Origin of the sequence: Halobacterium rubrum, assembly GCF_021729015.1 — an archaeon.
Taxonomy (GTDB): Archaea; Halobacteriota; Halobacteria; order Halobacteriales; family Halobacteriaceae; genus Halobacterium; species Halobacterium rubrum.
In genome coordinates this window covers 147,915-171,150 of sequence record NZ_JAJQQZ010000002.1, presented here as the reverse complement: position 1 = coordinate 171,150, position 23,236 = coordinate 147,915, and the positions used below count along the sequence as shown (strand labels likewise).

The window sequence follows — 23,236 nt, the reverse complement described above, 5'->3', positions numbered from 1 at the left end:
GCCGACGGGCAAAAGCCCCCGGGTCACTGGTCGGCCTCGTAGACGACGCCGCGCTCGCCGTCGACGGTGACGAGGTCGCCGTCCGGAACCGCGTCCACGTCGGCGTCCCCGACCATCGGTACGTCGAGTTCGCGGGCGATGACGGCGGGGTAGCCGGTGAGTCCGGTGTCGGCGCTCACGACCGCCGAAAGCTTCGAGAGGTCGCCGTCGAACTCGCCGTCGAAGCCCGGCTCCAGGAGGACGACGGCGTTCTCCGGCGCGTCCGAGAGGTCGCCGTCGGTGGTGCGGAACGCCCGGACCGTCGTCCGGCCGTCGACGACCGACCGGCCCGCGACGAGGGTATCGGCGGCGACGTGGACCTTCAGGGTGTTCGTCGTCGAGGCGCCCTCCAGTTCGGTCATCATTCCGACGAGCACGACCACGGTGTCGCCGCTCGCGACCTCGCCGGAGTCGACGGCTGCCTGCACCGCGCGCTCGACGACGGTCGTCGCGTCGCCCTCGGCGACCTCCGCGTAGTTCGCGTGCACGCCCCAGTTCAGTGCGAGCTGCCGCCTGACGCCGTGCGAGGGCGTCGCACAGACGACCGGCACGCTCGGCCGGAACTTCGCCGCCTTCCGCGCCGTGTACCCGGACTCGGAGGCGACCACGACCGCGCTCGCGTCGATGTCTCGCGCGAGGTAGCGCGCCGACCGCGCCAGCGCGTCCGTCTTCGCCGTCCCGGTCGCCGTCGGCACGCGCTGCTCCTGGAGTTCGGCGTACTCGTCGCTCTCCTCGACCTCCCGCACGATGCGGTCCATGGTCTCCACCACGCGCGTCGGGTCCTCACCGACGGCCGTCTCTGCCGACAGCATCACGGCGTCCGTGCCGTCGAGGACGGCGTTGGCGACGTCGCTGGCCTCCGCCCGGGTCGGCCGGCGCGCGCTCACCATCGAGTCCAGCATCTCCGTCGCCGTGATGACGGGGACGCCCGCGTCCCGGCACTGCCGGATGATGCGCTTCTGGATCATCGGTACGTCCTCCATCGGGCACTCGACGCCGAGGTCGCCGCGGGCGACCATCACGCCCTGTGCGGCCTCCACGATGCCGTCGAGGTTCTCCACGGCGCCCGCCCGCTCGATCTTCGCGACGATGGGGATGTCGTCGGCGCCGAACGACTCCAGGACCCGGCTCACGGCCAGCACGTCCTCGGCGTCCCGCACGAAGCTGGCCGCGACGTAGTCGACGTCCAGTTCCGCCGCCAGTTCGAGGTCCCGGCGGTCTTTCTCGGTGACGACGTCCAGTCCGAGTTCCACGCCCGGGACGTTCACGCCCTTCCGGCTGCCGAGGGCGCCGCCGGACAGCACGTCGGCGTACACCGTCTCACCTTCCACGCGGTCGACGACGGCTTCGATACGGCCGTCGTCGAGCAACACGGTGTCACCGGGCGCCGCCGCCGCGATGCTCGTCGAGAGCCCGACCCGCTCGGGCGTCGTCGTCTCCTCTTCGGCGAACGCCACCTCCGTGCCTTCCCGAATCTCGACCTCGCCGTCGGTTGCTGCGGTCCGGACCTCCGGCCCCTGGGTGTCCAGCATCACTGCCACCGGCTTCTCGGTCTGTTCGTCCACCGCTCGCGCCGTCTCCACGAGCTCTCGGCGGGCCTCGGCGTCACCGTGGCTCGCGTTGATGCGCGCCACCGTCATCCCCGCGTCCGCGAGCGCTCGCACCGACGCCTCGTCGTCGGTCGCCGGCCCGAGCGTGCAGACGATCTTCGCGTTTCTCATTGCCCGGGCGTACGCCACCACCCGGCAAAAATCCACGCTATTAACTCGAAACCGAGTACTCACTCAGCCACAGGGGTTTTTACTCACTCTGCGGTATGGCAACATATGCCGACCTACGCTGCCTTCGCGAACGTCAAGACCGGCCAATTCCAGAACGTCCAGGAACTCGGTTCCATCTGGGGCGACCTCCGCCAGGACCTCGAGACCCGGGAGTGCTCGCTGCGCGACGCTTACGTCCTCCTCGGCGAACGCGACGTTCTCCTCCTCTTCGACGCCGCCGACCGACAGGCAGCACTCGAAGCCTCCATCGCCGCCGAACGCTACGGCATCGAACTCCAGACGATGGAAGCCATGCACGTCGACGAACTCGGCAAGCTCGCAGAAGACGGGACGTAGCGACGGCGCCGCCGACGGCGTCCCGGACAGACGTTGCCACCGGCTCCGTAGATTCAAGTACGAGTCCGGGACCACTCCGGCGCGTGACGTAACAGCCGGCCGGTGCGTGCGGACGCGGAACGGCGACACCACGCACCGGCGCCGTCCCGTCGCCTGCACGCCTCCTACAGGACCTTCGTGCCCGGTTCGCTGTCCTCGTGCGTGGTGAGGAGGTCGGCGTCGTCGCCGGCCGCCAGCACCATCCCGTTGGACTCCACGCCGAACAGCTCGGACTGCTCCATGTTCGCCACCACGACGACCTTCGTGCCCGGGAGGGCGTCGAGGTCGTGGAGCTGCTTGATGCCGGCCACGACCTGGCGGACCTCGTGGCCGATGTCGACTTCGAGGCGCGCGAGGTCGTCGGCGCCCTCGATGCCCTCGGCGGACACGACTTCGCCCACGCGCAGGTCGAGGTCCTGGAAGTCCTCGAAGCTGATGCGGTCGTCGGCCAGTGGTTCCAGTTCGGTCGAAGCGTCGTCTTCGTCGTCGGTCACGTCTCCGTCGTCGTCCGCCTCGCTACTGGCTGCTTCGATTTTCGCCTCGAGCTTCTCGTCGAGTTCCGCCACGCGCTCGTCCTCGACCTTCTCGAAGAGCTCCTCGGGCTCGCCGAACTCGGCGGCCGGCGCCTGCAGGCAGTCCGCCACGGTGGCGTCCGCGGCGTTGCCGTCCTCACCGATCTGACTCCAGAGGTCGTCGGTCTTCTCCGGCAGGAACGGCTGCAGGAGCACCGCGACGGCCTTCACGAGCTGCACGCAGTCGCGGATGACCGGCGCCGCCGCCTCGTCGTCGAGCTTCCAGGGCTCGTTGCGCTGAATGTACTCGTTCCCGAAGCGGGCGAGCGCGACGGCTCGCTCGCCGGCGGTCCGGAGGTCGTAGTCGTTCAGCGCGTCCTCGTAGTCGTCCATCGCCTGCGCGATCTCGGTCTCGACCTCGTCCGAGAGCTCGGCGTCCTGGGGCGTCCCGCCGAAGTTCCGGTTCGCGAACAGCAGCGCGCGGTACGCGAAGTTCCCGACGGCGTCCGCAAGCTCCGTGTTCACACGCTGCGCGAACTGGTCCCACGAGAAGTTCACGTCGCGCTCGAACCCGCTGGCCGTCGCGAGGTAGTACCGCAGCAGGTCGGGGTGGAACCCCTCGTCGAGGTACTCCTCCGCCCAGATGGCGCGGTTCTTCGAGGTCGACAGGCCCTTGCCGTCGATGTTCACGAACCCGGTCGCGCACACGGCCCGGGGCTCGGTGTAGTCGGCGCCCTCCAGCATCGACGGCCAGTACACCGTGTGGTGCTGGATGATGTCGCGGCCGATGACGTGGATGATCTCGCCGTCGCCGTCCTTCCAGACGGACTCCCAGTCGAGGTCACCGGTGCGCTCGCTGTACTGTTTGGTCGTGGAGACGTATTCGATGGGGGCGTCCACCCAGACGTACAGCACGAGGTCCTCGCTCCCGTTCGCGGCTTCGCCGCTCTCCCCGGGGTAGTCGATGCCCCAGTCCATGTCCCGCGTGATGCAGAGGTCCTGCAGTTCGCCCTCGATCCACTCCCGGGGCTGGTTCTGGGCGTTGCTCGTGCCCTCCAGTCGCTCGATGAACCCCTTGAGGTGGTCCTGGAAGTCCGAGAGCCGGAGGAACTTGTGCTCGCGGCGCCGGTACTCGGCGGGGTTCCCGGTGAGCGTCGACACGGGGTCCTCGATCTCGCCGGGTTCGAGGTGGCGCTGGCAGCCCTCGTCGCACTCGTCGCCGCGGGCGTGTTCGCCGCAGTACGGACACGTCCCCTCGACGTATCGGTCGGGCAGCCACTGGTCGGCGTCCGGGTCGTAGGCGACGTCGATCTCCTTCTCGTGGACGTGGTCGTTAGCCTCCCAGGCGCGCACGAACTCCTTCGTGAGTTCGGTGTTCGTCTCTTCGTGGGTGTGGCCGTACTGGTCGAAGTCGACGTTGAACTTCGGGAACGTCGCCTCGTACTGTTCGTGGTGGCGGAGCGCGAACTCCTCGGGGTCGACGCCCTCCTCGGCGGCGTTGACGGCGATGGGGGTGCCGTGCATGTCGCTGCCGGAGACGTAGATGGCGTGCTGGCCGAGTTTCCGGAGGCCGCGCGTGAGCGCGTCGGCGTTCACGTAGCTGCGCAGGTGGCCGACGTGGAGGTCGCCGTTGGCGTACGGCAGTCCCGCCGTGACCACCGCCGGGTCGTCCGTGGGGTAGTCCTCGTCTGTCATGTGTTCGTGTTGCCGTGGCGCGGGCCTAAAGCCCGCTGGTTGTGTCGTGGCGTGCTGGTTGTCGGGCTCGAACTGTACTGGCGGAGAATGCGTGGTTCGCTGCCGTCCGACAGCCGCACGAGGGCTCGTTGGCGGCGGTCCACCCGCTGGCAGCGCTACGCTCGCATGCGCATCGGCCGCCGGTGGTCGACCGCGCGAGTCACGGACACCCGTCGGGGTGGGTCGACAAAAAGTCTAGCGTTCGACCGAGACGCCGCCGAACAGGGCGAGGCCGGTGACGACGAGGTCGGTGTCGCGGTCGCCACGGCTGTCGGCGGCGGGTGGTCTGGCGTCCTCGCTGCCGCCGAAGACGCTGAGCACGTCCAGTTCGACCGTCCAGTCCTCGGGGACGTGGATTTCGGCGCCGCCGAACGCGACGAGGCACTCGACGGTCGCGGGCGGGTCGGCGACGTCGGCGTCCCTGAGGTCGAGCTCCGCGCCGCCGAACGCCGCGAAGACGTCGCCGCCCCGGAAGCCGCTCCCGGTGACGCGGCGCTGTGTGCCGCTGAACACGCTGACCAGCGAGACGTCGCCGGCGTCGCTGGCGTCGACGGAGACGCCCCGGGTGCGCCGGGACCGGCCGACGACGTAGAGGACGCCGAACAGGACGACGAACAGCGGCCACCACTCGCCGATCTGCTGGTTGGTGAGGTAGCCGAGGTTCCGCGCCTGGAAGGTGCCGGCGACGGCGACGACCATCACGGGGCCGGTGAGGTTCCGGAAGCCGCTGCGGACGACCGCCCAGACGCCGAGCGCGACGAAGACGAGCGGCAGGTAGTCCCAGAGGTTCTCGGTGGCGACGAGGTCGGTCGTCGACAGCAACAACAGCAGTCCGACGAGGACGATGAGTCCGCCGGTGGTGAGCCGGCCGGAGCGGAGGCGAGCCATACGTGCGGCGACCACGCCGGTTGTGTTAACAGTACCGCTGGTTCACGCGAGGATGACGACGCCTTCGAAGAGCGCGATGGTGACGACCAGCCGGCCGACGCCGCCGGCGAACGCGGCGGCGGCGAACCGCCGGTAGTCCTTGTCGATGACGGAGAACGCGTACACGGAGATGGTGTCGGGGAAGAAGGGGACGGAGAGCGCCATCGCCATCCCGTAGTAGCCGTACTGTTTGACGAGGTCGACGAGCGTCGAGCGCGACCACTCCATGGGCTGGTAGCCGAACCGACGGAGGGTGCGGACGACGACACCGGAGTGGCTGGCGTTGTACCCGAGGTGGAGTGCAACGACACTGCCGAGGGCTTTCCCGGTGGCACTCACGACGATGACGAGCAGGACGAGCGGGGCGCCGGAGAGTCCGAGGCCGAGATGGGCGGCCTCGCTGCAGACGTAGCCGGCCGGACAGAGCACGACCTCGCCGGGCAGCGGGAGGACGAACGTGATGAGAAACGAGTAGACGAAGATGAGCGTGAGCCCAGTCCAGCCGGTTGCGGCGCGGACAGCGCCTTCCACGCCGCCGAAGTCGAAGCCCAGCAGGAGGGGAACCGTGACAGACACTACCTGCCCGAAGGAACCCATGGGTCAAAACCCTACTGGAGTCCCACGGACTGGCCGCAGTCGGCCGACTGGTCAGGCGACGGCGTCGATGTCGGCGAGGAAGGCGTCGAGCATCTCGCGGGTGACGTGGGGCATGCAGACCACGCGGAGCGCGTTCGACGCCGTGCGGGAGATGCGCCAGCCGCGGTCGCGGAGCGCCCGGAACTCGCCGTCGGGGAGGTCGGCGGCGACAAGCGGGAGCTCGGGCTCGACGACGTCGTAGCCGCGAGCCGACAGCTCGGCGGCGAGGTAGTCGGCGTTCGCCTGCGAGCGCTCGTAGGTCTCCCGGTAGCCGGCCGGCCATAGTGCCTCGAGTGCGGCGTGTGCGCCGGCGACACCCGCGCCGGAGCGCGTACCACCCAGCGTCGGCTGTGTGTCGGATTCGAGGTACGGAGTCGCGATGGCGAGCGCGTCGAGCGTCTCCGGGTCACGGGCGAGGAACCCGCCGGCGGGGACGGGCGCCTGCCCGACCTTGTGCGGATCGATGGTCATCGTGTCCACGGGGGCGTCCGCGAAGTTCCAGTCGTGGTCGGTGAACGGCAGCACGAACCCGCCCCAGGCGGCGTCGACGTGGAGGCTGGCGTCGACGTCGGCGGCGACGTCGGCGAGCGCGGGAATCGGGTCGACGCGGCCGTACTCGGTGGTGCCGGCGACGCCGACGACGACGGCCGTGTCGTCGTCCGCGAGGTCGGCGGCGGCGTCGACGTCAGCCCGGTGGTCGTCGTCCGTCGGCGCGAGCCGCAACTCGACGTCGAGGACGTCGGCGGCCTTCTGGAAGCTGAAGTGCGCGCTCTCCGGCGCGACGACGTTGACGTCGTCGCCGTCCGCGAGGTTGCGGGCGGCGCGGACTGCCTGGAGGTTTGCTTCGGTGCCGCCGGCGGCGACGTACCCGTGGGGGTCGTCGAGCTCGACGACGTCGCCGAGCATCCCGACGGCTTCCCGTTCGAGTTCGGTGACTGTAGGGTAGGTCTCCGGGTCGCCGGGGTTCGTCGCGAGGAAGCGCTGTGCTGCCTCGCGGGCGGCGGGGTGTGGGTCCGTGCACATCGAGGACAGCACCCGGTCGAAGTCCTGTGGCGCTCGCCTCGCTTCCGCACGCGTCATACCCACGGGGAGAGCCAGCAGCGGTTTAGCGGTTCCGCTATCGTATCAGCCGTCCGCGTTCACGGTGGCCCGTTCCGGCGACACAACGCCCGTGACGGTGACTGTGACCTCGCCGTCGACCGGGTCGCCGGTCCACATCGTCGCCACGTCGTACGAACCCCTCTTCTCGCCGACGTACAGTTTCTCGCCGGGCTGGAAGTCCTCGTGGGTGAGGAGCTGGCGGTCGACCCGGAGGCGGGCGTCGAAGGCGTCGCCGCCCGCGTGTTCGATGACGACGTAGCCCTCGCTGTTGGTGGAGACGTCGATGTCGGCGTCCGGCAGCTCCTCGCGGGCGTCACTGGTCCAGTCCGGCGCCGGCAGGCTGTCGACGGAGGTCGACGCGAGCGTGACGGTGTACTGGAAGTCGTCGGTGGCAGCGTAGTCGGTCAGCCGGTAGTCGAGTTCGTGGACGAGGCCCTCGTCGCCGACGAGCAGGGTCGCGCGCTGTAGCTCGAAGCTGACGTCGGCGTCATCGGTGAGGCTGCTGGCGCGCAGGCGGGCGACCCGGTCACCGTCGTGGGTCGTCGTGCCGGCGGTCTGGAAGTCTGCCAGCCGCAGCAGGTCGAACTGGCTGGGGATGCCGTGCGCGCTGCCGGCGCTGTACCGGGACCCGATACTGAACGTCCCGTCTGGGAGCTTCGAGGCCGTGAACGAGTCGGTCGACAGCGACTCGTAGACGCTCGTCGCGTCGTCTTTCGTCGTCGTCTCTCGGTGGACGAACGTGTCGCCGTCGGCGACGACGACGCGCATCTCGTCGCTCGAGGTGGTGTTCCCGGCGGTCTCCTCGTGGGTGGTCTGGACCTCGTAGCTGTCGCCGCGCTCGTCGAGGTGTGCCTCGACCAGTGCGGTCTCGTTGGCGAGCTCGCCGTCCTCGACGCCGGGCGGGTCTACGTCTCCGCCCACTCCGGGGAGGGCGGTGCAGCCGGAGACGGTGAGCAGTGCGACGGCGACGAGCAGTCCTGCAGTCAGTCGCTTCACGACACATTCTGGGCTCGCTACCGAATAAAAAATTTACCAAACTTTGAGAGAAACGAAGTGCGTTCCAGTCGACGGCCGCACCCGACGACGAGTCAGGACTCGTCGCCTTCGGTGAGGTAGCGGATGCGTTCCGGGACCGGCGGGTGCTGGTAGTGGAACGCCTCGTAGTAGGGGTGCGGGAAGGGGTTGCCGAGGTTCTCGCTTGTGAGGTCCGCGAGCGCGTCCGCCAGCGACTCGCCGCCGCCCATCACGTCGACAGCGAACGCGTCGGCCTCGCGCTCGTTGGCGAGCCAGAGTTTGTTCTGGAGCGGTGCGGTGAGCTGGTTCAGCGGCTGCAGCCACAGCCCCGCCAGCAGCAGGCCGGCGGCCGGCTGCTCGGGCACGCCGAACATCCCGTACAGCCAGCCGGCGTCCAGCAGGAACGACGCGACGAACAGCAGGACGGCCGCCTGCAGCGCGCTCGCGGCGACGTTCTGCCAGATGTGGCCCTTCTTCCAGTGCGCGAGCTCGTGGGCGAGCACGCTCTGGACTTCCTCGTCGTCCATCTGGTCGACGAGCGTGTCGAAGAGGACGACGCGCTTCGTGGCGCCGAACCCGGTGAAGAAGGCGTTGGAGTGCCCGGAGCGCGAGGAGGCGTTCATGACGTACACCTGGTCGCAGGTGAAGCCGGCGCGGTCGAAGACGTCCTCGACGGCGTCCCGGAGGCTGCCGTCCTCGACGGGGTCGAAGTCGTAGAACAGCGGCATCACGACCCGGGGGACGAGGACCTGCGTGGCGAGCAGGAACGCGACGACGACGCCGGTCGCGGCGACCCACCACCACTCGGGGAACGCCTGCACGGTGAACAGGACGGCCGCACCGAGGATTGCGACGAACACGGCGCCGACGGCGGTGCCGACGAGCTTGTCGCGGGCGAACAGCGCCGGGGACTGCTCGTTGAACCCGAACGCCGTCTCGACGGCGAACGTGTCGAAGACGTCGAACGGCAGACTCACGACTTGCAACGCGACTGTCGAACCGACGAACAGCGCGACGCCGGCGAGCAGGTCGTTGCCGACGGCGCCGTACACCCACTCGACGGCCCCGCCGAACACGCCGGCGTACAGCGCGAGGAGAACGACGCCGACAACGACCACGGACTCCAGCTGGCTGGCGGCCGTGCCGAGCCGGTGGTACGCGAGCAGCTCCTCGGGGTCGTCGACGCCGATGCGGTCGGCCAGCCACTCGGTGCGCTCGCGGACTGCGCGCTCGGCGTACTGGACGTTCAGGGCCGCGAGAGACGCGAAGAACAGCGTCGTTCCGGCGACGAGCGCGAGGAAGACGGCGTGGTAGACGAGCATGTCCACCAGTAGCCGCCTTCACCCCTAAGTAATTCGGGCGAGGGAGGCGGCGACGGCGGGCGGGCTTACTCCCGGACGGACTCCAGCAGCATGCGCTGTTCGACGCGCTTGACCTCGTGCTGGACGTCGCGGACGGCGTCGATGTTCGCGGAGATCGAGGAGACGCCGGTCTCCACGAGGAAGTCCACCATGTCGGGCTTCGAGCCGGCCTGCCCGCAGATGCTGGTGGCGACGTCGTGCTCGCGACACGCCTCGATGGTGTGCTCGATGAGCTGCAGCACGGACGGGTGGAGCTCGTCGAACCGGTCGGCGACGTTGCCGTTGTTGCGGTCGACGGCGAGCGTGTACTGCGTGAGGTCGTTCGTCCCGAAGCTCGCGAAGTCCACGCCCTCCTCGGCGATCTCGTCCATCGCCAGCGCGGACGCCGGGGTCTCGATCATGACGCCCCACGACCGCTTCTCGACGTCGATGCCCGCGTCCTCCATGAGGGTCCGGGCGCGAGCGACGTCCTCGGCGTCGTTCACGAGCGGGAACATCACCTCGACGTTGTCGTAGCCCATCTCGTAGAGCTCGCGGAACGCCTCCAGCTCGTGCTTGAAGACGTCCGGGCGGTCGAGGCTGCGGCGGATGCCCCGGTAGCCGAGCATCGGGTTGTGCTCGTGGGGTTCGTCGTTGCCGCCCTCGAGCTGCCGGAACTCGTCGGTCGGCGCGTCCAGCGTCCGGACGCGGACCGGCCGCGGGTAGAACTCCTCGGCGACGCCCCGGACGCCGTCGACGAGCTCCTGGACGTAGGCGTCCTCGCCGTGGTCCTCGATGTACCGCTCGGGGGTCTTGTTCGTGGAGAGGATCATGTGCTCCATGCGGAGCAGGCCGACGCCGTCGGCGCCGGTGGCGGCGGCTCGCTCGGCGGCCTCCGGGATGGAGACGTTGACCTTGACCTCGGTGGCGGTCATCGGCTTCACCGGCGTCGTCGGGCGGGCTTCCTCGATGGGGTCGTGTTCCGCTTCGGTCTCCTCGCGGCCCTCGCGGACGACGCCGCGGTCGCCGTCGAGGGTGACGATCTGGTCGTCGTGGAGGCTGGTGGTGGCGTCGGTCGCGCCGACGACCGCCGGACAGCCGAGTTCGCGGGAGACGATGGCGGCGTGGCTCGTCATGCCGCCCTCGTCGGTGACGATGCCGGCCGCGCGCTTCATCGCCGGGACCATGTCCGGCGTGGTCATCTCGGTGACGATGATGTCGCCGTCGCCGACCTTGTCGAGCTGGTCGAGTTTCGTGACGACCCGCACCGGACCGGACGCGACGCCCGGGCTGGCGCCGAGGCCGTTCACGAGCGTTTCGCCGTCGCCGCTGCCGTCGGTGTCAGTCATGTCTTCCTCGTCGGTGTCGTCGATGGTGGTGATCGGCCGGGACTGGAGCATGTAGACGTCGCCGTCGACCATCGCCCACTCGACGTCCTGTGGGCTGTCGTAGTGGTCCTCGACGCGCTCGCCGATGGCGACGAGGTCCCCGATCTCGTCGTCGTCGAGCACGCGTTCGGTGCGCTTCTCGTCGGGGACGGCGCGCTCGACGGTCTCCCCGGTGTCGGTGTCCTTGACGTGCATCACCTTCTTGTCCGCGACCGTCACCTCCTGGACGGCGCCGTCGTCGCGGTCGACGACGTAGTTGTCCGGCGAGACGGACCCGGAGACGACTGCCTCGCCGAGCCCCCACGCGGCCTCGATGATGGCCTCGTGGGCGCCCGTCGACGGGTGGCTGGTGAACATCACGCCGGACTTCTCGGCGTCGACCATGCGCTGGACGACGACGGCGATGTTCACGAGGTCGTGGTCGAAGCCCTGTTCCTGTCGGTAGTAGATGGCGCGCTGCGTGAAGAGACTCGCCCAGCAGCGTTTCACGCGGTCCAGCAGGTCCTCTCGAGTGATGTTGAGGAACGTCTCCTGCTGGCCGGCGAAGCTCGCGTCCGGGAGGTCCTCGGCGGTCGCCGAGGAGCGGACGGCGACGAACGCCTGCCCGTCGTCGAGCGCGTCGTACGACGAGAGGATGTCCTCGCGAAGCGACTCGGGGAACTCGGTGTTCAGGATGAGGTCTTTCGCTCGCGCCTCGGCGTCCGCGAGTGCGGCGGAGTCCTCCGCGTCGACGTCCACCGCCTCGAACAGTTCCTGGTCGATACCCGCTTCCTCGATGAACGTCCGGTAGGTGCCGGCGGTCACGACGAAGCCCGGTGGGACGGGGAGCCCGGCGTCCGTGAGCTCGCCGAGCGACGCCCCTTTTCCGCCGACGCTGTCGATGTCGTCGGCCCGTACGTCTTCCAGCCAGCGTACAGCCATGTGGCGTCTGTACAGTCACAGAAAGCCCCTAAGAAGATTCCGAACGCCTCGGCCGAACTGACAGGTACAACTCGGTTCCGAGTTGTCGTTTCGGACGATGGCTTTTAGCCGGCGGCTTCCATCGAAGCGCGCATGGACGCGAAACGCTCTGCCGTACACGCCGGGAAGTACTTCCTGCTCACGACGCTGCTGGGCGTGGTCGCGCTCGCGCTCGTCGGTTACGGCGCCGTGCTGGCCGAATCGGCACTCGAGTCCGGGCTGTCGACGGGCGAGCGCGTGAGCGAAGCACTGCCCGGGCTCGTGCTCGCCGTCGCCGGCGTCGCAATCTACCGGTTCGGGGAGTCGTGGGCGCTGTACACGACGCTGACGGCGGCCCACGAGGAGGCGCTGTCGACCACGTTCGACACCGAGCGCGTGAAAGCCGACATCGTCAGCGTGCTCGACGACCGCCTCGCGGACATGCAGAACGACCTCCAGTCTGTCAACCGCGAACTCCGCAAACTGAAAGAGGACGACGCCTTCGACTTCAGCGACTAGGCCTCGAGGATGTCGTCCGTCTCGGGGTCGGGCACCGAGAGGTCGCCGTCCAGCGTCTCGACGGCCGTCCCGCCGACGGTCGGCGCGCCGCCGTCGCCGCCGACCCGCACCCGGACCCGGCCGGGTCTGTCGACGAAGTGCCCCTGCTCGAACACCATCTCTTCGGGCGTGTCGTCGTCGAACGCGCCGAAGTGGTCGAGGTACGCGCCCGCAGCGCCGCTGGCTGTCCCCGTTACCGGGTCCTCGTCCACACCCGCGCCCGGCACCCACGCCCGGCCGTGCAGCGTCGAATCACGGTCCAGCGCGTCGAAGGAGAACATGTAGACGCCGGCCGCCCCGACGTCGTCGGCCAGCGCCTCGACGGCGCCGAAGTCCGGGTCGGCGTCCCCCAAATCTGAGAGGTACGTGATGGGCACCACGAGGAACGGCAGGCCAGTGTCGGCGACCGCCAGCGGGAGGTCGTCGCTGGCGCCGCGCAGCGCCGCCGCGTCGGTCCCCGTGGCCTCGGCGACCCGCTCGTAGGGCACGTCGACCTCGCGGATTTCGGGGGCGTTCTGCGTCATCCACACCGTCCCGTCTTCGGTCACCTCGATGTCCAGCACGCCGACGTTCGTCTCCAGCGTGTGCTCGCCGGCGTCGACGGCGCCGTCCGCGAACAGGTGCGCGTGGCTCGCGATGGTCGCGTGCCCGCAGAGGTCGACCTCGGTGGTCGGCGTGAAGTACCTGATTCGACGGTCGGCGTCGTCGCTCGGCCGCAGGAACGCCGTCTCGCTGGCGCCGAGTTCGGCCGCTATCGCCTGCATCTGGTCGTCGGTCAGTCCGTCGGCCTCGGGCACCACGCCCGCGGCGTTGCCCGCGCACGGGTCGTCGGTGAACGCGTCCACGAGCAGCGCTCGCCTCTCGGTCATGGGCGCCGGTTCGCGGGCCTCCGGTTTGCGTGTTTTCCTCCCAGTGTCGCTCCCGTTCAGTCGTCCTCCGCCGGGGACCGCACCGTGAGCACCGGCACCGGCGACGTGCGCACGAGGAACTCCGCGGCGCTCCCGAGTACGAACCGGTCGAAGCCCGTCCGGCCGTGGGTCCCGACGACGAGCAGGTCGACGTCGTGGTCTTCGACGTACGACCGGATGCCGCGGCTGACCGACGGCGCGAACTCGACGACCGACGCCGCCGGAGTGACGCCCGCCTCGGTCGCGAACGCCGACGCGTCGTCGACGACTTCCCGGGCGCTCTCCTCGAGGGCCTCCCGGTAGACGCCCGTGCGGACGTCCGCACCGAGGCTCGTCGTGTCCACGATAGAGAGCACGTTGAGCGTCGCGCCCGTCCGGTCGACCACGTCGATTGCCCGCTCGAGGGCGGCGCGCGCGCAGTCGCTGCCGTCGGTCGCCAGCAGCACGGTCTCGAAGGGGTAGTCGAACGCGGCGTCGCGGTCCTCGTCGTCCGGGTGGAAGGTGAGCACAGGCACCTCACAGCGCCGGACGACGCGCTCGGTGGTGCTACCGAGAAGGTACCGCGCCAGTCCGCGCCGGCCCCGCGTCGGCATCGCCACGACGTCGACCTCCACGTCCGCCGCGTAGTCGCAGATGCGCCGATGCGGGCTGCCCTCCAGCACTTCGGTGGTGGTGGTGACGCCCCGTTCGGCGGCGCGCTCGGCGGCGCTCTCGACGGCCTCCCGAGCGCGGTCTTTCAGGGTCCCCTCTATCTCCTCCGCTTGCTCCACGGGGCTGTGCGTCGTGTTCGCGACGCTCAGGAGGTGGACCGTCGCGTCGTGGGCCGCCGCGACGTCGAGCACGCGGTCGAGTGCCGCCGTCGCGCCGTCGCTGCCGTCCGTCGGGAACAGTATCCGGTCGAACATACCTGTACAGACGTGACAGTACTACAAAACGTTCGGGTCGGTGGGGCTACGTCCCGGTCAGCCAGCCGGCGAGGTCGTTCACGACCGCTTCGGCGACGTTTCCCGGCTGGACGTACTCCGCCGGACCGGGGTCGCCCGCTCCCGCGACGAACAGGTGGTTGAGGTCGTCGTACAGTCTCGTCCGGGCGTCGCCGAGCGCGTCCCGCCACGCGGGGAAGTCCTCGGTGGGGCTGACCTGGTAGTCCCGGCCGCCCTGCAGCGCATACACTGTCTGGTCTAGCCCCTCGGCTACCGCCACTGGGTCGTAGTCGGCGACGTCCCGCCAGAACGCCGGTCCCCAGGCGAACCCACCGGTCTCGTAGTCGCCGTCTGCGAGCCGGTCGGCGGTCGCCTCGGCGGCCTCGAGCTGTTCGCGCTCGCCGTCGGTCACCTCGCCGTCGCGGTTCGCGAGGTACCGCACCTGGTCGGGGACAAGCTCGTACAGCGGGCGCGAGGGCGCAGCCAGCAGGAACGCCGCCGCGTCGCCGTCCTCCCGGGCGATTCGTGGCGCGGCGTACGCGCCGAGGCTGTGGCCGACGACGGCCGACTCCTCGATGTCGGTCTCGGCCCGGAGGCGGTCGAGCGCGGTCAGCGCGTCGTCGACGACGAGCGGCCCGAACCCGAGTTCGTCGGTCTCGACGTCACAGGCGTACGTGCGCTTGTCGTACCGGAGGACAGCGACGCCCTCACTCGCCAGCCCCCACGCGAGGTCCTTCAGGGGCCTGTTCGGGCCGATGCTCTCGTCCCGGTCGTTCGGCCCGGAGCCGTGCACGAGCACGACGCCAGTCTCGCCGCCGCCCCCGGGCGTAGTGAGTGTCGCGCCCAGCCCGCAGGCCGGCGAGTCCAGTACGAGCTCGCGCTCCGAGAACGCCGACTCGTCGGCGTACGACGGCGGCGAGTACTCGCCGCTCGCGGACGCGAACTGGAGGCCGGCGACGGCCGCTCCGTCGAACACCACCCTGACGTTCACGACGCCGGCCTCGAACTGCGCGCGCACCACGAGGACGTCGTACCCCCGGTCGGTGGAGCGCTCGACGCCTGCAGTGCCGCGGAACGCGCCGACGTCACCGGCCTCGCTGTCCCACGCCGACGCCAGACTGCTCGGCGAAATCTGGTCGCGCACGCCCGGTGCGAGCACACCGTGGGCGGCCTCGAAGTCGCCCTCGCCGAGCAGCCGAGCGAGCCGCACCGCCGTCTCGCGCTGTTCGCCGGGTGACGCCCCGGCGGTCGTCGTCGTCGTCGTCGTCGTCTCTCCGTCTCGCGTGGTCGTCGCGTCTCCGGCCGTCGTCTCGGTGTCTGTCGGCGTGTCGGCCCCGGCTCCGTCGCTCCCGCCGGCGCAGCCCGCGAGCGCCGCGAGCGCGACGGCGCCGACCGACTGGAGGACGCGCCGCCGGGCCCTCGCGGGGGTCGCCGCCCGCTCTGCCTCTCGTGGCGTCGCCATACTCGACTCGTCGGCCGCGCTGCACTTCTACGTTTCCAGCACGCGGAGACAGCTCGGCACGGGCACACGCCCCCTCGGCCGGCCTGTAAACGGTTAAGTAGCGACACGCGCGAGCCCCTACACGCAATGAGTGACCTCCCGGACGATTTCAAGTGCACTATCACCAACTGGGAGTACATCTACGGACTCTGCCGGAGCGTCAGCGAACAGGTCAAAGACTCCGAGTTCGAGCCCGACGTGGTCGTCGCGCTCGCGCGCGGCGGCTGGTTCGCGGGCCGGTGTCTCTGTGACTTCCTCGGCCTCGACGACCTCACGAGCCTGAAGATGGAACACTACGTCGGCACCGCACAGAAAACCGGGGAGCCCGAGGTCCGCTACCCGATGCCGGAGGGCTCCGTCGAGGGCAAGGACGTGCTCATCATCGACGACATCGCGGACACCGGCGGCTCCATCGAGCACGCCCAGGAGTACGTCGAGGACCGCGGTCCGGACTCCGTCCGCACTGCCACCCTCCAGCTCCTCCAGACCAGCGAGTTCGAGCCCGACTACGTCGGCGAACGCCTCGACGAGTGGGCGTGGATCGTCTACCCGTGGAACTTCATCGAGGACATGGTCGACGTCATCTCCGGCGTGATGGAAACCGACGGCGACGGCCCTTACACCGCCGAGGAGATCCGGAAGCTGCTCGCGGACTACCACGACGTCGAACGCATCCAGATGGAGATCGCCCAGCCCGACCGCCTCGACGAGGTGCTCACCGAGATGGTGCGCCGCGACGTGCTCGTCGAGACCGGCGACGGCGAGTGGGCGCTGACCGCCGACGCCTGACGCGCGAATCGGCTCCCGAGGCCGACTGGCTCCCGGTCGTGCGCACTCCGATTCTTTTAGGACGCTGCCGGCACCACTCCGGGACATGATCGGCTTCATCGGAGGGTCCGGCATCTACGAGGCGCTGCCGCTGAACGACGTTCGCGAGGAGGACGTGTCGACGCCGTACGGCGACCCGAGCGCGCCGGTGACGGTCGGCGAGTTCGGCGACACCGGCACCGAGGTGGCGTTCCTGCCGCGACACGGCCCCGACCACCAGCGGTCGCCGACGAACCTCCCGTACCGGGCGAACATCTACGCGCTCAAGCAGCTCGGCGTCGAGCGCATCCTCGCGTCGAACGCCGTCGGCAGCCTCAAAGAGGAGCTGTCGCCCCAGACGCTGGTCGTCCCCGACCAGATCTTCGACCGGACGAAGCACCGCGACTCGACGTTCTTCGGCGACGGCGTGGTCGTCCACCAGCCGTTCGCGGACCCCTACTGCCCGCACATGGTCGACCACCTCCACGACGCCGCCGAGGACGCGACCGACGCGAACACCCAGAAGGGCGGGACGTACGTCTGCATCGAGGGCCCGCAGTACTCGACGCGCGCGGAGTCGGAGTTCTACAAGTCCCAGGGCTGGGACCTCGTCGGCATGACGGCCATCCCGGAGGCGAAGCTCGCGCGGGAAGCCGAGATGTGTTACGCGACCGTCGCGGGCGTCACCGACTACGACGTCTGGAAGGCGGACAGCGAGGTCACGCTCGAAGAGGTTCTGGAGAACGCCGCCGCCAACGAGGACGCCATCAAGGCGACCGTCGAGCACGCCATCGAGACGCTGCCCGAGGAGCGCGACTGCGACTGCGGGCACAGCCTCGAGGGCACCGTGAACACGCCGACGGAGGCCATCCCGGCGGACACGCGAGAGCGCGTCGACCCCATCCTGGGCGGGTACCTGTAGCGCGGCGAACGCACTAAGATTCGCGCGAGTAGACACAAAATGTAAATACTGGTCTCCCGTTGGTTAGGGTAACTATGCAGGGGGACGTGGACGCGCAGGCGTTCTCGACGGAGCTCGCCGAGCTGAAGCGAGGCGGCTGCACTGTCCTCGTCGCCAGCGACGCGCCCGGCCGCGACACCGCCTGCGAGCGGCTGCTCGGCGCGCCCGAACTCGACCGCAGCCACGTCTTCCTCTCGACGTCGACGGACGTCTCCACGGTGCTCGACCGCCACAAACCACGACGCACCGACCCCGGGTCGTTCGCCGTCGTCGACGCCACGCCGGACACGCGCAGCACGGCCGCCGCCACGAGCGCCGCGCCGACCGGCCTGACGCCGACCGACGACTGGTACGTGCGCGGCCCCAACCGCACGGACTTCGACGAGCTGTACGCGGCCACGCGGGACGCCCTCGACCGGGTCGCCGCGGGCGCCGACGCACCGGGCGAAGTCCGGCTCTGCCTCGACGGCCTCGACCCGCTGCTCGACGCGGTCGAAGCCGGCGAGACGACCGAGGAGGAGCTGTTCCGGTTCCTGCACGTGCTCGGCGGCGCCGTCCGCGACGTCGACGGCATGGGCCACGTCCACGTCTCCGAGACGGTCGGCGCCGACGTCCTCGGGACGTTCGAGCCGCTGTTCGACGCGACTGTCGAGATCGAGACCACTGCCACGGGCGGCACCCGCCAGCGCTGGCGGCTCCACGACTCCGGCCGCGAGACCGGCTGGTTCCAGCTCTAGGCGGTCGGCGTCGCCTCCCGTTCTTCGACCGCGTCGGGGTTACACACCCAGAGGTCGCCGAACAGGTCGTCCTGTTCGAGCGTGACCGCGCCGCGGTGCGCGAGGAACAGTAACGCGAGGAACGTCTCCACTCTGGAGGGGCCGGCCTCCGCGATCTCCGCGTACAGCACTTCCGTCCGTCCGGAGTCGTACTGGTCGTCGAGCACCTCCTCGACGTCCGCGATGGTCGCCTCGATGTCCTCCTCGTGGGCGTTCCCGAGCGCCTCCTCGGCGGTCGGCTCGTCGTCCATCCGGAACTCGTCGCCGCTGTGGTAGTCCAGCTCCTGGACGCCGCGCCGGAACCCCTGCGGGCTGTCGGAGGTGTCGTACTCGCGGGACTCCTTCCACCACGACCCGCGCTCGGCCTCCCGGAGCTCGCGCACGAGTTCGTCCAGCGTCTGCGGGCTGCCGCGGGCGTGCTTGCGCTCCAGCCGCCGGTCCATCTCGGCTTCCAGCGCCGACACGGGGTCGTAGGCGGGCTGCTCGCCGTCCTCCCCGGGCGGCGGTGGCTCCCAGGGCGCGCGCTCGGGTTCCTCGGCCTCGGCGTCCTCATCTTCGTCGTCGTCGTCCTCCAGCATCGCGTCACTCTTCATCCGCAGGAGGACGCTCGCGTAGAACAGCGCGCGGCCCGACGTCCGCAGGTCGGCCTCGTCCAGCGCCTCGAGGAACTTGTCCGTCACCGCGACGATGTCGATGTCCCACGGTTCGATGTCGCCGCGCTTCGCGAGCTGCACGAGCAGCTCCACGGGCTCGACCTCGTCGTCCTCGGGGTTCGGTTCGGGGTCGGCCGGCGCGTCCGCCAGCAGCGACTCGGCGTCCACGCCGTCCCCGTCGCCGTCGTCGCTGCCGCCCTCGCCCTCGTTCTCGACGCCTCCCGAGTCGTCATCGAACACGCCGGCCGCACCGTCGTCGCTGCTCTCTCGCTCTTGCTTGCGCTCTTCGTGGCCCGTGATGTCCAGCGGGACACCATCGCCCGCTGCTCCCGGGTCGCTGCGCTCCCCGGTCGCTTGTTCCGAGGGCTCCGTCGCCTCCGGCTCTTCTTGCTCGCGGGTCGCGTCGCTCCCCGCTCGCTCTATCGCGGACTCACTGCGTTCGTCCGCGCTGCCCTCGCTAGTCATTCGCGACTGCCCCCTGCGCCGAGAGGTCGATGCCGGTGACGACGCTCTGGTTGTTCTCCTGCATCGTCACGCCGATGGCGCGCTCCGACCGATCCAGCATCGCCGACCGGTGGCTGACGACGACGAACTGCGCGTCGCCGGCGAGCTCGTCGACGAGTTCGCCGACGCGGTCGGCGTTCACGGCGTCGAGGAACGCGTCCACCTCGTCCAGCGCGTAGAACGGCGCGGGGTTGTGCCGCTGGATGGCGAAGATGAACGCCAGCGCCGTCAGCGACTTCTCCCCGCCGCTCATCGCGTCCAGCCGCTGGACGGGCTTGTCCGCCGGCTGGGCCTTCATCGTCAGCCCGCCCTCGAAGGGGTCCTCGGGGTCCTCGAGTTCGAGTTCGCCGGTGCCCGCGGACAGTCGGGAGAAGATGCGCTGGAAGTGCTCACCGATGGCCTCGAACGCCTCCATGAACGTCGACTTCTTCTGCTCGTCGTAGCGCTCGATGCGCTCCCGGATGCCGTCGGCCTCCTCCACGAGCGTCTCGCGCTTCGCCTCGAGGTCGTCGAGGTCGGCCTCCACGTCGTCGTACTCCTCGATTGCGAGCATGTTCACGGGCTCGAGGGCCTCCATGCGACGCTCCAGCCGCGCGACGTTCTCCTCGACCTCGTCGAGGTCCGGAATCTCCTCGGGGTCGTAGTCGCCGACGGCGTCCTCCAGTTCGTCGATTTCCTCGCTGAGCTTCTCCTCCGCCTTCCGCAGGCTCTCCAGACGGTTCCGGACTTTCTCGACCTCGCTGGCCTGCTCGTCGCGGGCGTCTTTCGCGTCGCGGAGGTCGCCTTTGAGGTCCTCGCGGTCGCTTTTCAGGTCTGCGAGCTCCTCCTCGAGTTCGGCGACTGCCTCCTCCTTCTCCGCGAGTTCGGCCTGTTTGGCCTCGATGTCGCCCTCCAGCTCCTCGATGCGCTCCTGCTGGTCGGCTTTGCGGTTCTGGGCGGCCTCGATGTCGTCGTGGAGGTCCTCGACGGCGTCCTCGGCGTACTCCTTCTCCAGCTCGAGGCTGTTCAGCTCGCCGTCGAGGTCGTCCACGCGGTCCTCCAGGTCTGCGATGGTCGCCTCGATGTCCTCCTTCTCGGCGGTGAGCTCGGGAATCTTCGAGTCCGCCAGCTCCGCCTCCAGCTCGTCGATTTCGGCCTCGAGGTCGGCGATGTCGCCCTGCTTGTCGGCGATGTCGGCCTCGATGGCCTGCATCTCCTCGTCGACGTCCTCGCGTTCGCCCCGCAGCTCCTCGATGCGCTGCTCGAGTTCGCCGACGCGCTCCTCGGCGGCGTCGCGGTCCTCCTCGGCGGCCTCGATGTCGGTCTGGATAGACCGCACCTGGTCGGTGGCGTCCTGCCGGCGGTCCCGCGCGTCGTCCAGCCGCTGGTCGATTTCGCGGACGTCCTGCCGGATGTCCTCGCGCTCGTCCTCCAGGCGCTGGATGCGCTCGGCCACCCGCTCGAGCTGGCCCTTGCCCGACTTCGAGAACGAGTACCGGGAGCCCGACCGGCTGCCGCCCGTCATCGCGCCGGACTTCTCGACGAGCTCGCCAGCCAGCGTCACGAGCCGGTAGTCGCCCATCAGGTCCCGGGCGGTCTCCATGTCCTCGACGACGAGCGTGCTCCCGAGCACGTACGAGAAGATGGGTGCGTACTGCTCGTCGAAGTCCACGAGGTTGTACGCGAAGTCCACCACGCCCGGCATACTGGGCGTGCTCGACAGCGACCGGTGTTGCATCTTCGTGATAGGGAGGAACGTGGCGCGGCCGGCGTTGCGCTGCTTGAGGTACTCGATGCAGCGCTGGCCGACGCCGTCGTCGTCCACCACCACGTTCGCAAGCCGGCCGCCTGCGGCCGTCTCGCAGGCAGTCGCGTACTGCTCGCCCACGCCGCCGAGCTGCCCGACGGTGCCGTGCACGCCGTCTTTCTCGCTTTGCAGAATCGTCGTCACGGCCTTCCCGTACGACGAGTCTCCGGACTGGTCGGCCTGCGCCTCCAGGCGCGCGTACTCCTCCTGGGCGGCGGAGAGGTCGTCTTCGACCTCCGCGAGGTCGTCCTGGCGCTCGCTCTTCTCCTGCTTGAGGTCCTCGACCACGTCGACGATCTGCTCGCGATTCCGTTTCGCCTTCTCCAGTTCGTCCGCGAGCTCGTCCAGCGTGGCGTCCAGCTCCGGAATCTCGGCGCGCGCGTCCTCCAGGTCGGCCTCGGCGTCCTCGAGCTGTTCGCTGCGGCGTTTCGCCTCGTCAAGCAGCCGGTCCTGCTCGCGCTGGAGGTCGTTGCGTTCGCTTTTCGCGTCCTCGAGGGCCTCCTTCTTCTCGCCGAGGTCGGCTTTCAGCTCGTCGAACTCGGTGTCCACGGACTCGATCTCGGCCTCGACGTCGGCGAGTTCGCTGCGGCGCTCCTGGATGTCCGCCGTCACCGACGCCTTCTCGACTTTCACGTCCTTGATGTCGTCCTCCAGCTCGTCGATCTGCTCCTGCTTGCGGTCGATCTCGACGAACGCCTCCCGGCGCTCGGCCTCCGCGTTCTGAATCCGGTCCTCGCAGGCCTCGGTCTTGTCTTCCAGCCGCGAGATGTCGCCTTTGATCTCCTCCATCTCGCGCTTGATGGCGAGCTGCTCGTCCTCGCCTTTCCGCTCGATTTCGGCGTTCAGGTCCTCGAGGTCCTCCTCCAGGCGGAGCACGGTGCCGCGGCGCTCGTCCAGTTCCGCCTCGAGTTCGTCCAGTTCGGCCTCCCGCTCGGCGATGTCCGCCCTGGTGGCCGCCACGTCCGAGCGCTTCTCCTCGAGCTCGGCGGCCTTCGCGTAGCTCTCGTACTCCTGCTTCTCGTCCTGGAGACCCCGGTACTCGAGTGCGGTCTCCCGCTCGTCGGCGAGCTGCTCGAGGCGGTCGCGCTTCTCCTCGATTTTGAGGTCGGCCTCGCCGATGCGGTCCTCGACGACCTCCAGCTCCTCGAAGGCGTCGGCCTTCTTGGCGTCGAACTCCGCGACGCCCGCGATCTCGTCGACGATCTCGCGGCGCTCGCCCGCGGTCATGTTGATGATGCCGGTGACGTCGCCCTGCATCACGACGTTGTACCCCTCCGGCGCGACGCCCGCCTGCGCGAGCAGGTCCTGGATGTCCGAGAGGTTCACCGACCGGCCGTTCAGGTAGTAGTACGAGTAGTAGTTGTCGTCCGTGCGCTTCACGCGCCGCTTCACGGTGATTGTGTCCACGTCGCCGACGTTGTCCGAGCCGGCGGCGGTGGTCACCTGCGACCGGGACAGCGCGCCCTCCTCGTTGTTCAGGACGACCTCGACGCTGGCCTCCGCCGGGCCGGCGGTGCCCTCGGCGTCCTCGTGGGCGGGGTTGTAGATGAGGTCGGTGAGTTTCTCCGCGCGCATCCCCGACGTGCGCGCCAGCCCCAGCGCGAACAGCACGGCGTCGATGATGTTCGACTTCCCGGAACCGTTCGGACCGCTGATGGTGGTGAAGTCCTCGTAGAAGGGAATCCGGGTGGTACCCGCGAAGCTCTTGAAGTTCTCGAGGACGATTTCCTCTATGTACATGGGGGAGAGGCGGAGCCGCCCTCAGGCGACGATGATGTCGTCCAGGCCCGACTCCTCGTTGTCGTCGGCGTCGTCGCCCGTGCTCTTAGGCGCTTCGTCATCGTGGTCGGCCGTCTCGTCGTCGGGCTCGACGGGCGCCTCCTCGCGGGCCTCCCGGAGCTCGGCCGTCGAGGGCGTCCGGTCCAGTTCGGCTTCGAGTGTCCGGATGCGCTCGCTGGCGTCGACGAGCTCCTCGGTCAGGCCCCGCACCGTCGCCTCCAGTTCGGCGACCCGGTCCTCCAGCTCGTCCACGCGGTCGTCGTCGTCGCTCATACCGTGTGAACCGGTCTCGAT

Annotated in this window: 19 protein-coding genes; 5 read left to right on the top strand and 14 right to left on the bottom strand. The window is 69.4% G+C overall.

Annotated features, from left to right (window positions below):
- Nucleotides 1-23: 23 nt before the first annotated feature.
- Nucleotides 24-1,760, bottom strand: coding sequence for a pyruvate kinase (gene pyk / locus LT971_RS08400; protein WP_237006478.1), 1,737 nt, complete (start codon nucleotides 1,758-1,760; stop codon nucleotides 24-26).
- A gap of 105 nt (nucleotides 1,761-1,865) precedes the next feature.
- Here pyk and LT971_RS08395 point away from each other — a divergent pair, with 105 nt between their 5' ends.
- Nucleotides 1,866-2,156 (top strand): GYD domain-containing protein, encoded by a 291-nt coding sequence (locus LT971_RS08395; RefSeq protein ID WP_237006477.1) that lies wholly within the window; start codon nucleotides 1,866-1,868, stop codon nucleotides 2,154-2,156.
- A 164-nt stretch (nucleotides 2,157-2,320) separates the two neighbouring features.
- Here the strand turns inward: LT971_RS08395 and metG are convergent, their stop codons facing one another.
- From metG to ppsA, 7 genes are all read right to left on the bottom strand, one after another.
- Nucleotides 2,321-4,402 carry a methionine--tRNA ligase gene (gene metG / locus LT971_RS08390; protein ID WP_237006476.1) on the bottom strand — a complete coding sequence of 694 codons (2,082 nt, stop codon included), beginning with the start codon at nucleotides 4,400-4,402 and terminating at the stop codon, nucleotides 2,321-2,323.
- Nucleotides 4,403-4,636: 234 nt separating this feature from the next.
- A complete protein-coding gene (locus LT971_RS08385; protein WP_237006474.1) occupies nucleotides 4,637-5,329 on the bottom strand; it encodes a LiaF transmembrane domain-containing protein in 693 nt (230 codons plus the stop codon).
- Between the two features lie 42 nt (nucleotides 5,330-5,371).
- On the bottom strand, nucleotides 5,372-5,944 hold the full coding sequence (locus tag LT971_RS08380; protein ID WP_237006472.1) for a VTT domain-containing protein: 573 nt from the start codon (nucleotides 5,942-5,944) through the stop codon (nucleotides 5,372-5,374).
- Between the two features lie 72 nt (nucleotides 5,945-6,016).
- A complete protein-coding gene (mfnA, locus tag LT971_RS08375) occupies nucleotides 6,017-7,084 on the bottom strand; it encodes a tyrosine decarboxylase MfnA (RefSeq protein WP_237006470.1) in 1,068 nt (355 codons plus the stop codon).
- A gap of 45 nt (nucleotides 7,085-7,129) precedes the next feature.
- Nucleotides 7,130-8,101 (bottom strand): hypothetical protein, encoded by a 972-nt coding sequence (locus LT971_RS08370; RefSeq protein ID WP_237006468.1) that lies wholly within the window; start codon nucleotides 8,099-8,101, stop codon nucleotides 7,130-7,132.
- A gap of 92 nt (nucleotides 8,102-8,193) precedes the next feature.
- Entirely contained in the window at nucleotides 8,194-9,441 is a 1,248-nt protein-coding gene (locus LT971_RS08365; protein ID WP_237006466.1) for a M48 family metallopeptidase, read from the bottom strand.
- Between the two features lie 65 nt (nucleotides 9,442-9,506).
- On the bottom strand, nucleotides 9,507-11,768 hold the full coding sequence (gene ppsA / locus LT971_RS08360; RefSeq protein ID WP_237006464.1) for a pyruvate, water dikinase: 2,262 nt from the start codon (nucleotides 11,766-11,768) through the stop codon (nucleotides 9,507-9,509).
- A gap of 132 nt (nucleotides 11,769-11,900) precedes the next feature.
- On the opposite strand from ppsA, the gene LT971_RS08355 reads away from it, so the two are divergent.
- The gene (locus tag LT971_RS08355) at nucleotides 11,901-12,305 is read left to right on the top strand and encodes a hypothetical protein (RefSeq protein WP_237006462.1); all 405 of its coding nucleotides are present in this window, start codon (nucleotides 11,901-11,903) and stop codon (nucleotides 12,303-12,305) included.
- Here the strand turns inward: LT971_RS08355 and LT971_RS08350 are convergent.
- The 3 genes from LT971_RS08350 to LT971_RS08340 are packed head-to-tail and all read right to left on the bottom strand — an operon-like array spanning nucleotide 12,302 to nucleotide 15,637.
- The gene (locus LT971_RS08350; RefSeq protein ID WP_237006460.1) at nucleotides 12,302-13,213 is read right to left on the bottom strand and encodes a PhzF family phenazine biosynthesis protein; all 912 of its coding nucleotides are present in this window, start codon (nucleotides 13,211-13,213) and stop codon (nucleotides 12,302-12,304) included. The genes LT971_RS08355 and LT971_RS08350 overlap by 4 nt on opposite strands.
- Nucleotides 13,214-13,269: 56 nt before the next feature.
- On the bottom strand, nucleotides 13,270-14,157 hold the full coding sequence (locus LT971_RS08345) for a universal stress protein (RefSeq protein ID WP_237006458.1): 888 nt from the start codon (nucleotides 14,155-14,157) through the stop codon (nucleotides 13,270-13,272).
- A gap of 46 nt (nucleotides 14,158-14,203) precedes the next feature.
- On the bottom strand, nucleotides 14,204-15,637 hold the full coding sequence (locus LT971_RS08340; RefSeq protein WP_237006456.1) for an alpha/beta hydrolase: 1,434 nt from the start codon (nucleotides 15,635-15,637) through the stop codon (nucleotides 14,204-14,206).
- Between the two features lie 126 nt (nucleotides 15,638-15,763).
- On the opposite strand from LT971_RS08340, the gene LT971_RS08335 reads away from it, so the two are divergent.
- The 3 genes from LT971_RS08335 (at nucleotide 15,764) to LT971_RS08325 (ending at nucleotide 18,181) form a co-directional block, all read left to right on the top strand.
- Nucleotides 15,764-16,465: a phosphoribosyltransferase gene (locus LT971_RS08335; RefSeq protein WP_237006454.1), complete on the top strand. Its 702-nt coding sequence runs from the start codon at nucleotides 15,764-15,766 to the stop codon at nucleotides 16,463-16,465.
- Between the two features lie 85 nt (nucleotides 16,466-16,550).
- Nucleotides 16,551-17,405 (top strand): S-methyl-5'-thioadenosine phosphorylase, encoded by an 855-nt coding sequence (gene mtnP, locus LT971_RS08330; RefSeq protein WP_237006453.1) that lies wholly within the window; start codon nucleotides 16,551-16,553, stop codon nucleotides 17,403-17,405.
- A 74-nt stretch (nucleotides 17,406-17,479) separates the two neighbouring features.
- A complete protein-coding gene (locus LT971_RS08325; protein WP_237006451.1) occupies nucleotides 17,480-18,181 on the top strand; it encodes a DUF7504 family protein in 702 nt (233 codons plus the stop codon).
- Here LT971_RS08325 and LT971_RS08320 read toward each other — a convergent pair.
- From LT971_RS08320 to LT971_RS08310, 3 genes are read right to left on the bottom strand one after another with little or no spacing between them, the layout of a single operon-like run.
- Complete coding sequence (locus LT971_RS08320; RefSeq protein WP_237006450.1) at nucleotides 18,178-19,338, bottom strand: segregation and condensation protein A; 1,161 nt, start codon at nucleotides 19,336-19,338, stop codon at nucleotides 18,178-18,180. The genes LT971_RS08325 and LT971_RS08320 overlap by 4 nt on opposite strands.
- Complete coding sequence (gene smc / locus LT971_RS08315) at nucleotides 19,331-22,903, bottom strand: chromosome segregation protein SMC (protein ID WP_237006449.1); 3,573 nt, start codon at nucleotides 22,901-22,903, stop codon at nucleotides 19,331-19,333. Before smc ends, LT971_RS08320 begins: the two co-directional genes overlap by 8 nt.
- A 21-nt stretch (nucleotides 22,904-22,924) precedes the next feature.
- Entirely contained in the window at nucleotides 22,925-23,215 is a 291-nt protein-coding gene (locus tag LT971_RS08310) for a DUF7518 family protein (RefSeq protein WP_237006448.1), read from the bottom strand.
- Nucleotides 23,216-23,236: the final 21 nt, after the last annotated feature.

Bases quoted from the DNA above. Each gene is read 5' to 3' on its own strand.
- pyk (WP_237006478.1), bottom strand. From the start codon at position 1,760: ATGAGAAACGCGAAGATCGTCTGCACGCTCGGGCCGGCGACCGACGAC.
- LT971_RS08395 (WP_237006477.1), top strand. From the start codon at position 1,866: ATGCCGACCTACGCTGCCTTCGCGAACGTCAAGACCGGCCAATTCCAG.
- metG (WP_237006476.1), bottom strand. From the start codon at position 4,402: ATGACAGACGAGGACTACCCCACGGACGACCCGGCGGTGGTCACGGCG.
- LT971_RS08385 (WP_237006474.1), bottom strand. From the start codon at position 5,329: ATGGCTCGCCTCCGCTCCGGCCGGCTCACCACCGGCGGACTCATCGTC.
- mfnA (WP_237006470.1), bottom strand. From the start codon at position 7,084: ATGACGCGTGCGGAAGCGAGGCGAGCGCCACAGGACTTCGACCGGGTG.
- LT971_RS08365 (WP_237006466.1), bottom strand. From the start codon at position 9,441: ATGCTCGTCTACCACGCCGTCTTCCTCGCGCTCGTCGCCGGAACGACG.
- ppsA (WP_237006464.1), bottom strand. From the start codon at position 11,768: ATGGCTGTACGCTGGCTGGAAGACGTACGGGCCGACGACATCGACAGC.
- LT971_RS08355 (WP_237006462.1), top strand. From the start codon at position 11,901: ATGGACGCGAAACGCTCTGCCGTACACGCCGGGAAGTACTTCCTGCTC.
- LT971_RS08350 (WP_237006460.1), bottom strand. From the start codon at position 13,213: ATGACCGAGAGGCGAGCGCTGCTCGTGGACGCGTTCACCGACGACCCG.
- LT971_RS08345 (WP_237006458.1), bottom strand. From the start codon at position 14,157: ATGTTCGACCGGATACTGTTCCCGACGGACGGCAGCGACGGCGCGACG.
- LT971_RS08340 (WP_237006456.1), bottom strand. From the start codon at position 15,637: ATGGCGACGCCACGAGAGGCAGAGCGGGCGGCGACCCCCGCGAGGGCC.
- LT971_RS08335 (WP_237006454.1), top strand. From the start codon at position 15,764: ATGAGTGACCTCCCGGACGATTTCAAGTGCACTATCACCAACTGGGAG.
- mtnP (WP_237006453.1), top strand. From the start codon at position 16,551: ATGATCGGCTTCATCGGAGGGTCCGGCATCTACGAGGCGCTGCCGCTG.
- LT971_RS08325 (WP_237006451.1), top strand. From the start codon at position 17,480: ATGCAGGGGGACGTGGACGCGCAGGCGTTCTCGACGGAGCTCGCCGAG.
- LT971_RS08320 (WP_237006450.1), bottom strand. From the start codon at position 19,338: ATGACTAGCGAGGGCAGCGCGGACGAACGCAGTGAGTCCGCGATAGAG.
- smc (WP_237006449.1), bottom strand. From the start codon at position 22,903: ATGTACATAGAGGAAATCGTCCTCGAGAACTTCAAGAGCTTCGCGGGT.
- LT971_RS08310 (WP_237006448.1), bottom strand. From the start codon at position 23,215: ATGAGCGACGACGACGACCGCGTGGACGAGCTGGAGGACCGGGTCGCC.